This is a genomic window from Phocaeicola oris (assembly GCF_021295095.1).
Classification (GTDB): Bacteria; Bacteroidota; Bacteroidia; order Bacteroidales; family Bacteroidaceae; genus Phocaeicola; species Phocaeicola oris.
Genome location: NZ_JAJLQX010000009.1, coordinates 41,816 through 54,997, shown reverse-complemented (window position 1 = coordinate 54,997; position 13,182 = coordinate 41,816). Strand labels below are relative to the sequence as shown.

7 protein-coding genes are annotated in these 13,182 nt (G+C 39.3%); 4 read left to right on the top strand and 3 right to left on the bottom strand.

Features of this window, described 5'->3' with window-relative positions; all coding sequences use genetic code 11:
• The first annotated feature begins 102 nt into the window (after positions 1-102).
• Both LO761_RS06180 and LO761_RS06175 read left to right on the top strand, forming a co-directional pair.
• Positions 103-1,029, top strand: coding sequence for a glycosyltransferase family 2 protein (locus LO761_RS06180; RefSeq protein WP_272817417.1), 927 nt, complete (start codon positions 103-105; stop codon positions 1,027-1,029).
• Between the two features lie 237 nt (positions 1,030-1,266).
• On the top strand, positions 1,267-2,331 hold the full coding sequence (locus LO761_RS06175) for a mannose-1-phosphate guanylyltransferase (RefSeq protein ID WP_272817416.1): 1,065 nt from the start codon (positions 1,267-1,269) through the stop codon (positions 2,329-2,331).
• A 35-nt stretch (positions 2,332-2,366) separates the two neighbouring features.
• Here the strand turns inward: LO761_RS06175 and LO761_RS06170 are convergent, their stop codons facing one another.
• The 3 genes from LO761_RS06170 to LO761_RS06160 are packed head-to-tail and all read right to left on the bottom strand — an operon-like array spanning position 2,367 to position 6,211.
• Positions 2,367-2,990 (bottom strand): DedA family protein, encoded by a 624-nt coding sequence (locus tag LO761_RS06170; RefSeq protein ID WP_272817415.1) that lies wholly within the window; start codon positions 2,988-2,990, stop codon positions 2,367-2,369.
• Positions 2,978-4,477 (bottom strand): tetratricopeptide repeat protein, encoded by a 1,500-nt coding sequence (locus tag LO761_RS06165; RefSeq protein ID WP_272817414.1) that lies wholly within the window; start codon positions 4,475-4,477, stop codon positions 2,978-2,980. The genes LO761_RS06170 and LO761_RS06165 overlap by 13 nt, the downstream gene beginning before the upstream one ends.
• 3 nt (positions 4,478-4,480) lie before the next feature.
• A complete protein-coding gene (locus LO761_RS06160) occupies positions 4,481-6,211 on the bottom strand; it encodes a glutamine--tRNA ligase/YqeY domain fusion protein (RefSeq protein ID WP_272817413.1) in 1,731 nt (576 codons plus the stop codon).
• A gap of 713 nt (positions 6,212-6,924) precedes the next feature.
• Between LO761_RS06160 and LO761_RS06155 the strand changes: the two genes are divergently transcribed.
• On the top strand, positions 6,925-9,585 hold the full coding sequence (locus LO761_RS06155; protein WP_272817412.1) for a fimbrillin family protein: 2,661 nt from the start codon (positions 6,925-6,927) through the stop codon (positions 9,583-9,585).
• A 1,015-nt stretch (positions 9,586-10,600) separates the two neighbouring features.
• On the top strand, positions 10,601-13,174 hold the full coding sequence (locus tag LO761_RS06150; protein ID WP_272817411.1) for a DUF5686 and carboxypeptidase-like regulatory domain-containing protein: 2,574 nt from the start codon (positions 10,601-10,603) through the stop codon (positions 13,172-13,174).
• The last annotated feature ends 8 nt before the right edge of the window (positions 13,175-13,182 follow it).

The window sequence follows — 13,182 nt, the reverse complement described above, 5'->3', positions numbered from 1 at the left end:
TTATTAATAATGAAGTATAGAAATAAAATCAGTCGTTTGGACGATAAATTCATTCCTTTTTTCTATCTTTGGGCAATTACGTTGTCGACAAAGGAATAGAATATGACAGATTATCCGAAAGTATCTATAATTATAACCGTTTATAATGCAGCTCCGTATGTTGAGGCTGCAGTAAGATCAGTTACCGGTCAATCGTTAAAGGAAATAGAAATTATTCTTATCAATGATGGTTCTTCGGATGAAAGTCTTACAAATTTAGAGCGATTGGTATCGGAAGACGAACGGATCCAGTTGTATAGTCAAACACATAAAGGACGACCTGACGCGCGGAATTTAGGAATGGAACATGCTACAGGAGAGTTTGTTTATTTTATGAATTGTACCGATGAATTGAAACCCGAAGCGTTGGAGAATGCTTATCGCTTTACAAAGAAGCAACAATTGAATTTTGCTTTCTTTGACGGGGATGTTGTTTCCGAAAAAGGGACTGACAAACAGTTGAACTATTATCATCGTACAGATCCATATAATGATATAGAAGTATACAAAGGGTTATCTTTATTCGACAATATGCTTGACAGCGGTACCTATCGGCCTGTTCCATGGCTATTATTCATTAAACGAACGACACTTCAAGAAACCGGTTGCCGTTTTTATCCGGGTATTGTTCATGACGATGAATTGTTTACCGCGTTGTTGTTTATTCAGTCCGACCGTGTCGGATGTATTAAGCGCAGTTTGGTAATGCACCGTATCGTTAAAGAGTTTATGATTCCGGAAAAGCGATTAATGTACAATATTCGTTGCTATTTCACGGTACTTGATGAACTGTTTGCGTACGCCGGTCGTTTTCCTTATCTCTATCCTCATATCCGAAAGTATGCTTCTATTACTTTAAATAAGGTTTTCCGATCGGTTAAGAATATTTCGTTTACGAATAAAATTCGTGTTACCTGGTTATGTTTTAAGTCCAGATATCTGCGTTATATTAAAGGAACTACTTTACTTCGCCTTTGGTTTAATAAGTAATTTCTATGTATGTAGTTTCATAGTGTAGTATGTTATGATTGTTTTGATATTATTAAAATATAAAATTATTGGTTAGCATGTAAAAGTTTTAGATATATAAGTTATGCCGCTTTCTATGGGAGCATTTCTCGTTTCCAATTAATTTTGTGGTATACAGCAATTTTTTAGTTTGTATGTTTTTATTTAGTTTATATAAGAACTTTGTGTATCTTTGCAACATTGCAAATTATATAGAATATGAGTTTATCTAACAATCACTTAGTTATCATGGCAGGAGGTATTGGTAGCCGATTCTGGCCTATGAGTACTCCGGATTTTCCAAAGCAGTTTATTGATATATTGGGCTGTGGAAGGACACTGTTGCAAATGACTGTTGATCGCTTTGATAAAATTTGTCCACATGAAAACATTTGGATCGTTACTTCTGCAAAATACAAAGAGACTGTGAAAAGTCAGTTACCTTGGATGGAAGAAAACCATATACTCTGTGAGCCATGTCGTAGAAATACAGCTCCATGTATCGCGTATGCCAGTTGGAAAATAAAGAAAGTCAATCCGGAAGCAAATATTGTTGTTTCTCCAAGTGATCATATTGTATTAAATACAATTGAATTTCAGCGTGTAATAACCGGTGCTTTAGATTTTACTGAAAATTCTGATGCTATCGTTACGTTAGGAATGAAGCCGACTCGTCCGGAAACCGGTTACGGATATATAGAAGCTGATTTGACTTATGCGTCTCCGGTTAATAGCGAAGTGTATAGAGTGGATTCATTTAAAGAAAAACCAGATGAAGCTACAGCTCAGCGATATATCTCTAAAGATAATTATTTTTGGAATTCAGGCATCTTTATATGGAATGTACATACGGTTGTAAATGCTATTCGAGTGTATGAGCCTGCCATAGCAAAAGTATTTGAATCCTTGACTCCTTATTATTTTACATCAGAGGAACAAAAAAAAATAAATGAAATGTTTCCAATGTGCGAGAATATATCCATCGATTATGCTGTGATGGAAAAGGCGGATGAAATATTTGTTTATCCTGCCGATTTTGGTTGGAGTGATTTAGGTACATGGGGATCTTTGCACGAAAATACTTCGAGAGACGCGCATAACAATACTTCTATAGGACCGAACATCAAATTATATGAAACACGAAACTGTGTTATTCATGCGACCGAGGAGAAAAAGGTAGTTGTTCAAGGATTAGAAGGGTACATTATTGCCGAGAAAAATGGAGAGTTACTTATTTGCCGATTGACAGAGGAGCAACGTATAAAAGATTTTTCTACTGAATAAAAATAGGAGGCTGCTAAATTTTGGCAGCCTCTTTTCTATTTTCTTCCTTTATATATAAGGTATAATACAATTCCTATTCCTATTGCGATGAAGCAATATCCTATTTGATGGCTGTATTTTGTAACTGTTTCCAACAATTGGTTTTCGGGGACAACAGATTCTAAGTAATAACCGATTCCGGCAAGAATAGAATTCCAAATACCGGCACCGAGAATAGTATAGAGCAAAAACTTTGAAAGTTTCATCTTTGCTAAGCCTGCCGGAATGGAAATAAGTTGTCGAATAGCCGGGATTAATCTGCCAACGAAAGTGGATAAAGCGCCATGTTCATCGAAATAGTTTTCTGCTTTCTGAACTTTTTGTTCGTCAATTAAGCATATATGGCCTAATCGACTATTCGCAAATTTGTAAATGATAGGACGTCCTAAGAAATATGCAAGGGAATAGTTGATTAATGCACCAATAGCAGCTCCCAAAGTACCCGATATTATGATTAGAAAAGTATTTAATTCTCCGCCGGTAGCTGCTTTATAGGCAGCAGGAGGTATAACAACCTCGGAAGGAAAAGGGATGAACGAACTCTCAATTGCCATTAGTAATGTGATGGTCCAATAATTGAGATGCTCCATACACCATTGTATAAAAGCTACAGATTCCATAAATTATTCATATCTTCAAATGTTGATAAATCAATTTTACCTAATGCCACATCCCGCTTAATACTTGAAACAGATTCCGAAAAGTTAGGATCACCAATAGGATCATTGTCCGTTCCCAGTTGATCATAAAGTTGAGGCTCTGCATTTTTTAGTAGAGCGAGATAATGCGTACAATTCAAAAAATTTTTTATCCGGTAGTTGCAATATGCAAGGAATAGGTAACAATGCTGATTCTTATCAGCATATTTCTTTTCTATTTTTTCAAAAATCTTTATGGCATCCTTGTACATACCAGTGTCAAAGAATGAAGTAGCTATCATCATCCATATAGAGAATTCTTCTTCTTTATTGCCTTTATGAATGGTGTGTATAGCTTTTATAAACGATTCCCTACCTTGCTCTTTTTCTTTTCTAAGAATTTGCAGGCAACCTTTTGTAACATAAAAAGCCGGATTGTCTTTGTTCAGTTTTATAGCTTTTTCAATGAAATCCAAACCTTTTTTAAAGCGGTGGGCATATCCAAAAAGGTTAGCCAAATCATGATATGCCAGCGAACGGATGTAATCACTGGCATCTCGGCTATCGACAATCTTGAAGCTGTATTCTATCGTTTTGTCTTTTCGCCCCATATTTGAATAGACCTTGGCAAGGTAATACCATACTTTTGGTTTATTGGAGTCTATTTTCTCTAATCGGAGATAGTATTCTTCTGCTTTCTGATAATCATTTTTCTCAAAGCTACATCCACCTTTTAGTTCTAAAACAGAAGGTTCTTTATCATTGATGGCCAGAGCGTAATCTAAGGCTTCATCGGCTTCGGCGAATCTGCTTTCTTTGACATAGCAATTGGCTAATTCTATCCAGTAATTAATGGTATATGGATGTTTATCTATCAGCTTTTTTAATAAGGGAATGGCTTGATCATAATCATCGAATGTTAAATAGTAATTACTTAGTACTTCTGTCAAACGTTCGTTTTTAGTATAGTCGTAACCTTTTTCACGGATAAAGCTCAACCATTTGGAGGCTAAGTCTTCTATCCCAAAGTCTATATAGTTAGCCAGAATTTCGGTTAATGTATCAACAGAGTAATTATCTTCTTTTGCTATTTCCTCAAAGATTCGATCTCCTTCTTCCAATCGATTTTCTACTATCAAGAGTAAAGCTTTCAGGTTTTTCACATCCCGATTATCCTTATCTTCAATAAGATCGTATATTTGATATGCTTTCTCTAAATCGCCGTTTTGGATGGTGTTATAAGTTTTATAGACAAGTATATCAGTGTCATTTGGATGAATACTTAATCCCATATCATACGCTTGTTGGGCTTCTTCATCTCTGTTATTCTCTATATAATACTGTGCAATGTCGATAAATTTATCAGCATCTAAATAGACTGATGATTTGTTTCTTACACTTTCTTCATAAGTGTTTAAGATTTCTTTAAATTCTTTATTTTCAAATTGTGACGAAGTATCGTAATTCATTTGCTATTTATTAATTTTATTCCAGGTATCTTTCAAAGAAACGGTTCTGTTGAAGATTAAATGATCCGGAGTAGAATCTTTATCAACATTAAAATATCCAATGCGCTGGAATTGTAGATAATCCAAAGGCTTAGCATTCTTAAGGAAAGTCTCTACATAGCAATTGGAGAGTGTATGTAAAGAGTCCGGATTAATCATTTGTTTCATTGCTTCCAAAGAATCACAGCCTTGTTTTTCTTTGATAACTTCCATTTCATCACGTGGATTTTCTACATTCCATAAGCGGTCGTACAGCCGAACTTCTGCACGCAGACAATGGTTGCAACTTACCCAATGAAGTGTCCCTTTTACTCGGCGATTACTCCCCGGCATACCCGATTTTGAATCCGGATCGTATTCGGCATATACTTCAATAATGCGGCCTTGCTCATCTTTTTTACAGCCTGTACATTTAACAATGTATGCATTTTTTAATCGAACTTCCTGTCCGGGAGTCATACGAAAATATTTTTTGGGAGCAACTTCCATAAAGTCGTCTTGCTCAATCCATATTTCGCGAGCAAAGGCAATAGTATGTGAACCGGCATGAGGATCTTCCGGATTATTGACAGCTTCCATTTCTTCAACTTGTCCTTCAGGGTAATTAGTAATGACAAGTTTTATAGGATGTAATACGGCAGATACTCTGGTAGCACGAGTATTGAGGTCATCGCGAACAACACTCTCCAAAAGGGCAAAGTCGTTTAGGGCATCATAGGTGGTATAACCAATTTTATCAATAAATTTCCGGATGGATTCCGGAGAATATCCACGACGACGGAATGCGCAAATGGTCGGCATTCGGGGATCGTCCCAGCCATTAACTAAATGTTCTTTGACTAAAATGAGCAAATTACGCTTACTCATCAAGGTGTAATTCAGGTTCAATTTATTGAATTCATACTGATGCGGACGATTGTCATCCAAATCTTTTTCATTTTTTACCCAGTCGACAAATAAATTATAGAGCGGACGGTGAGGAACGAATTCTAAAGTGCAAAGCGAATGTGTTACCCCTTCAAAATAGTCGCTCTGTCCATGTGCAAAATCGTACATAGGATAAGCTTTCCATTTGTCGCCGGTTCGATGATGAGGAGTTTTGATGACTCTATATATAATAGGGTCGCGGAACTGCATATCCGGACTTTTCATATCAATCTTGGCACGGAGAACCATCTTTCCTTCTTCTATTTCACCGGCATTCATCATTTGGAAAAGTTTCAGACTCTCTTCAATAGGACGGTCTCGATAAGGACTGTTTGTACCCGGTTGGGTAGGTGTTCCTTTTTGCTTTGCAATCTGTTCGGATGTCTGCTCATCAATGTATGCTTTGCCCTGTTTTATTAAACGGATAGCAAAATCCCATAACTCCTGAAAATAATCAGAAGCGTAATATTCGTGTTCCCACTTAAATCCTAACCATTCTATATCTTCTTTAATTGCGTCGACATATTCCATGTCTTCTTTCGTTGGATTGGTATCATCGAAGCGGAGATTGCATACACCGTCATATTTTTTTGCTATACCGAAATCCAGACAAATAGCTTTAGCATGACCGATGTGGAGATAACCGTTAGGTTCCGGTGGAAAACGAGTTTGAACTCTTCCTCCGTTTTTCCCTTCTGTTATATCTTTTTCAACTGCTTGTTCTATAAAATTCAGATTTTTCTTTTCGGTATTTTCTGTAGTGTTCATATCTTCTATGATTTATCGTTTTCTGTTAGTTTGCAAAATTACGGATAAATTTTGGTTTATACCTTATATAATTAAAATTTTAAATAGATACTGATAAGTTGGTAAACTCATCCGCATGAATCGTTCAACTCATTCGTATCACTTTACTCGTTTGTCTGTGTCTGTTTAGTATTTTATCTTTTTAATGTTTGGCTGTTGATTGGTTAATGGAGATTCTATATTGAACAATCAAAATTTATTTATTGAAAAGATTTATCTTTTTTTGAATAAATTTATGTGAATTCGAAAAAATTCTGTTTTTCTTTGCCCAATTCAAACTTTATATTTATTTTTACCACCGAAATCATCAACGTGGTGATTTACATCCTATTATATAAATGTGTAAAGTGCGAAACTATTTTAATCATAACGTGAATTTTAAGACAAATTATTTGGCCGTTCCAAATAATTTGCTAACACACACACACACACACACACACACACACACATTCTAACCGCCCATACTTAGGCACATTTTTCCGTCTTTTTATACGCGCGCGTAAGCGTGCCACAAACATAGCAGGCAAAGGCATTCCAAAAGGATGTCCTTTGCCTTTTTTTATGTGTTTTCTTCACGACACAATACCGCGAAATAAGAGCATTTTTATTGTGTTAAAACAGAACATTCAGGAAATAAAATAATAACATTAAACAAGCAAAAAAGAAATGAAACAATGAAAACAACAAAGATTTTGTTATTTTCGAGTATGCTAACCTCATTGATCATGCTAATCTCATGTACCAGCGACGACCCCGCTGATGGTCGCCAGAGCGGTGATGATAAGGGTGTTGCCGTAATCTTCCACGTGAGCAACGCGCAGCGCGAAGCTCAAGACAACGCCGCCTTTGGTGAGGGACTTGCCGTGCAGTCCCTCACGCTCGAAGACCTCACCTCGCAGAAACTCTCTGTAGCGGGAGCCAACGATGCCTGCCTCATCGAAACCACTGTGGCAGGCATCCATCCCGTGCGGATAAACGATAAGGCACAGACCCGAGCCACCACGCTCGACCATTTCAGCTCCATCGGTTACCGTGGCACGGCGACGGGCAATCTCGGCACAACGGTGTGGTTCTACAATGAGGACACTACCCCCGACGGTATCCTTGTCAATCCCATACTGTGGTCGTGGGAAAAGCCCTATGGTAAGTTCTTTGCTGTTGCGCCACGGATTACAGGCTCCGACAACAAGCTCAAACTTTCGCCTGCCGACCATTCGGGCACGCCATACGTGGATTTCGAGGTGGAGCCTGACGTGAAGAACCAGAAAGACCTGATGACCGCCTGCTCGGGCGAGGTACACTATGCCGAGCAGGGAACCGCTCCCGAAACCAACCTTTGCTTTCATTATGCCCTCACCGCCGTGCGCTTCAAGGTGGGACAGAACCTCTCGTGGAACAAAACCATCAGCAAGGTGGAAATCATCAATGCCAAAAGCAAGGGACGTTACACGCTGCCCACCGACGCTGTCGGCACGGGTACATGGAGCGAACTGAGCGATCCGCAGACCTTTACGTTGGATGGTATCAGCGTGAGTACTTCGGAGGCGGTGAATAACATCATCATGGGCAAGGATAACGACAATTATGTCTTCTACATGATACCGCAGTCGCTCGATGGCGTGAGCGTGAAGATTCACTTCGCCGACGGCAGCACGCCCATCACCGCCAACCTCTCCGGTACATGGAAGCCCGGTACCACCAAAACTTACGCCCTTTCGCAGGACACCTCCGACTGGGATTATCAGCTCCACGTAACCAGCCCCGCCGTCGTGGATTACGTACCCCAGCCGGTTAACTACACCGTACAAAGCTACCGTGAGGATCCCACTACCCACACGCAGCAGCCTGTGCCATGGAAAGTGGTGAGCTATCAGGTGAGCACCGACGGCGGTACGACCTTCGGCACGGAATCCACCACCAAGCCGGCATGGCTCACCGCCTTGAGCATAGAAAAAAGTGTCGGCGGAACGTATGGCGAAGAAGGTACTGCCACCCTCGAGACAAATATCGTTGACCTCCTTGCCGCTTACAACAAGGTATTGCAAGACGCACCAACCAAGGGTACTCCCGGCAGCTACTACAATCTGTCTAACGCCACGGGTGGTGACGAAGTGCAGAACACCGCCAACAGCTACCTCATCTCCGCTCCGGGCTACTATCGTATTCCGTTAGTTTACGGCAACGCCATCAAGGATGGCAGCGGTAATCCGAGTGCTTATAAAACATCGAACAGCTGTGAGTATATTCTACAAAACTTCAAAGATCACAATGGCGTCAATATCGATAGCCCGTGGATTACGCAGACTAACGGTGGATCGAACATTCCCGACGGAGCCAAAATCGTTTGGACTGACCAGAGCGGTATCGTCGAAGCATCGAGCCTTTCCCTTTCCTCCGACCGGAAGTTTGTGCAGTTCCATGTTCCCGCCGACAAAATCAAGAACGGCAACGCCGTCATCGCCGTAACCAAGGGTGATGTGGTGGTATGGTCGTGGCATCTGTGGTTCGACCACGATGATGTACTGAATACCATCCCCTGTACCAACTATCAGAACAAGGTTTACAAGTTTACCAAGCAGACACTCGGTTTCGCCTATCGCAAATGGGATGGATCAACCTCCGATAAGCCCCGTGTGGTCCGTTTGAAGGTGGAACAGACCATCGCCAACGGCGGCACGAAGCAGATAGCTTATATCGACATCAAACAAAATACAGGCAGCGTCAAGCTAATCTCTTCAACGCTCTACCAATGGGGGCGCAAAGATGCCATGCCGGGTACAGATAACATTGCAGACGGTACATTCACTCCGAACGGTGGTGACAATATGTCCATTCAAAACGGTATCCGGCATCCCGAGACTTTCTACACTTGGGGTAGCACTTGGTCTGCTGCGCTTCCTACGGGGTACACTTACGAGAACCTCTGGTCGATGGATAACACTACTACCGGCTATAATGAAAATACCATGGTCAAGACCATCTACGATCCATGTCCAGCCGGTTTTCACCTGCCCACCTCGAACGCCTTCACCGGTTTCACAACGGATGGACAGAACGACGGACCTATGAATGTCAACGGTGCTTGGGACGATGGTTGGCACTTCAACAATAAGATCACTTCTCCTGATGCCACCATATATTTCCCCCTTTCGGGTTATCGCTACTACCACACAGGATCGCTGGTTGGCGGGGTGGGCGGTGGTTTCTACTGGTCGGCCGTACCGGCCGGCAGGTACTATGGTTGCTGCATGTACTTCCACTCGGACATCGTGAACCCGAAATACACCTTTCGCCGTTCGATCGGGTTTGCCGTCCGCCCCGTGAAGGAAGAATAGGAAGCATCGTTGATTCCGCTCGACAGTGCTTTTATGAGAGAAAATGCGTTATCGGGATTCCCGAAACCTCTTTTATGAGAGAAAATGCGTTGTCGGGACTTCCGATGGTGTTCTTACGAAGAAAAAAGCACTATCGGGATTCCCGAAACCTCTTTTACGAGAAAAAATGCACTGTCGGAACTTCCCGACGGTGCTTTTACGAAGAAATAACTGCTGTCGGGCTTCCCGCAAGCACTTTTACGGAAAAAAAGCGTTGTCGGGAACTCCGACAGCAGTCCGCCCCGTGAAAAAATAGCTCTTGTCAGCCGTGCAAACCGTTCAAACGGATGGAAAGTGCGGTTTGTCACGTTGACAAAGTTTCCAAACGAGTCAAAAATAAGCTTTGTCAAATGACATAACACTCAAACGAGTGAAAAGTAGGCTTTGCAGACGTTGCAAAGCCTACTTTTGAGTTTATCGGACACTTTGCAGACGTTGCAAAGCATATTTTCAACAATACTAATCCTTTAAACATTAAAAACTATGGCTGTAAAAATTGAACCATTCTGTTGTACCGCATCAACAACGGCGCGCACTACAATTTTAATGGAACGTACATCCTCTTTTTGGGTTTTTATGTCGAACACACGTTAATATTATTTATATTTGTCTTCAGAAACAAGGAGAGCGACTTTTAGAAAAGTATATAAAAGTATATAAAAGTATTGTAGATAAAACATAAAGATTATGTCTTACAACATGCTTTTTTATTTTGTTATTATTTAAAAAGGGTTCATCTTTGTGATGTTATCCTAAGAACAATCTTTTTACCTTAAAAACTAATACCTGTTGAAACTCAGAGAGAGGTCTTTTTTTACAGAGATCTCTCTCTTGATTTTTATATCTTGATATGATTAATTAAGAATATAATAGGCTCTAAAAAAGAAGATTTGTCATTTTATTAGGTTTATTAGCTATTTATTTCAATCCATCGTTGTAAATTTGCATTCTGAATAAGTTAGTTTGCTGATAATTAATGGGGAATTTTGTTATTAAATTCAATATATTATTTGTTTTATTCCTAACGTGTTTTACATTTTCGTTAAAGGCACAAAATATTCATGGCGTTGTTCGTGATTCTACAACCAATGAAACTTTGGCATACATTGCTGTATTTTATGAAGGTAAGGGTGTAGGGAGTATTACTGATATTGACGGCCGATATACGGTAGAAACAAGGAAAGGATGGAATCAACTAACCTTTTCCGCGGTGGGTTATATTACAAAGACAGTAAATATAATTCCGGGTGTGACTAAAAATATGGATATTCTTCTTGTCCCAAATGATATAATGCTTGAAGAAGTTGTCATAAAACCTAAGCGTGAAAGGTATAAACGTAAAAACAACCCTGCGGTTGAGATGATGAAGAAGGTTATTGCCGGTAAGAAAGTAAACATATTGTCTAATAATGATTATTATCAATATAATAAGTATCAAAAAATTACCTTGTCTTTAAATGATGTTACCCCTAAGATGTTAGAGACGGGTGTGATGAAGAAAATGCCTTTTCTAAAGGATCAGGTTGAACTTTGTAATGAGACGGGAAAGTTTATCTTGCCTCTTTCTGTTGACGAAACGGTATCTCAGAAAATTTACCGGAAAGATCCGAAATCGGAGAAGACATTAATTAAGGGAATCTCCTCAAATGGCATAAACGACTTGTTTGCAACGGGTGATATGCTTAATACTGCGTTGAAAGATGTGTTTACCGATGTAGATATTTATCAGGATGATATACGTTTGTTACAGTATCCGTTTATTAGTCCGATTTCAAGTAAAAATGCCATATCGTTCTATAAGTATTATATTATGGATACGATAAAAGTGGATAGTGTAAAGTGCTTTCATTTAACGTTTGTTCCTAATAACTCTCAAGATTTTGGCTTTAGCGGTCACTTATATGTATTGGCAGATTCCTCTTATTCTGTTAAACGATGTTTGATGAATTTTCCGAAGAAGTCGGGAGTTAATTTTGTTAATTCCATGAATATTATTCAGGAGTTCGATTCTCTTCCTAATGGTGATCGTGTTCTTATTAAGGATGATATGATTGTAGAATTGAGTCTTATTAAGTCTTCTCAAAGTTTTCAAGTCCGAAGAATGACGCGATACGATGACTTTGCTTTCGATCCTTTGCCTAACAAACTGTTTAAATTAAAAGGAGATGTGATTAAAGAGGCAGACGCGATGATGCGGAGTGATGAATTCTGGAACAGATACCGTCAGGTTCAACTTTCAGAGTCGGAAAGTCAGATGGATTTGCTTGTTAAGCGACTGGAACAAATTCCAAGCTTTAAGTACGTTATTTTTGGTTTAAAGGCTTTAATAGAGAATTTTGTTGAGACAGGATCTAAAGAACATCCCAGTAAGGTGGATATCGGTCCGGTGAATACGATGATATCACAAAATTTTGTGGATGGACTTCGGCTTCGTTTCAGTGCGCAGTCTACAGCCAATTTGAATCCTCATTTGTTCTTTAAGGGCTATTATGCATACGGTTTTAAAGATAAACGTTCAAAATATATGGGAGAAATAGAATATTCTTTTAATAAGTGCGAATACCTACCCAGAGAATTTCCAAAACATTCTATTGCATTGAACTACCAATATGATGTAATGGCTCCTACAGATAAATTCCTTAAGACAGATAAAGATAATGTGTTTACGTCTTTCAGAACAACAAAGGTTGATCAGATGAATTATGTGCGTAAACTCTCTTTAAAATATGAATATGAGACTTATTTTGGACTGAAAACTCAGCTGGAAATTAAACATAGTAGTGACGAGCCTACAGGTTCTTTGGTTTATATTAAAAACGATGGATTGGGAACAATCGTTCCGAAGATGCATACTTCTGAAGTTTCTGTTATGTTTCGTTATGCTCAAGGTGAGACTTATGTTAATACCAAACAACGTCGGTTGCCTATATCGTTTGATGCTCCGGTATTTACACTTTCTCATACGATGGGGTTAAAGGGAGTGGGAGGAGATTATAAATATAATATGTCGGAGATTGGAATTTATAAACGTTTTTGGTTTTCATCATGGGGGAAGATTGATGCATTTGTTAAAGGAGGCGCAGAGTGGAATAAAGTTCCGTTCCCATTGCTGATTATGCCGGCAGCCAATACTTCTTATATTCTTCAGCGAGAAACATTTAATTTGATAAATAATTTGGAATTCCTGAACGATCGTTATGCGTCATTGGATATATCGTGGGATATGAATGGAAAGATTTTTAATCGTATTCCCTTGCTGAAGAAATTAAAATGGCGTGAAATTATAGGCTTTAAAATGCTTTATGGAACATTGACGGATAAAAATAATCCAAATAAGAGTCAGGATCCTGATTTGTTTCTTTTCCCAACACGAGATGGAAAAACAACCAGTTTTGTAATGGATCCACATAAGCCATATATGGAGTTCTCTGTTGGTATTCACAATATCTTTAAATTAGTACATGTTGAATATGTTCGTCGCTTGAATTATTTGGATAATCCGGATATTAATAAGTGGGGTTTCCGTTTTATGGTGATGATGTCGTTTTAAGAGGAGGT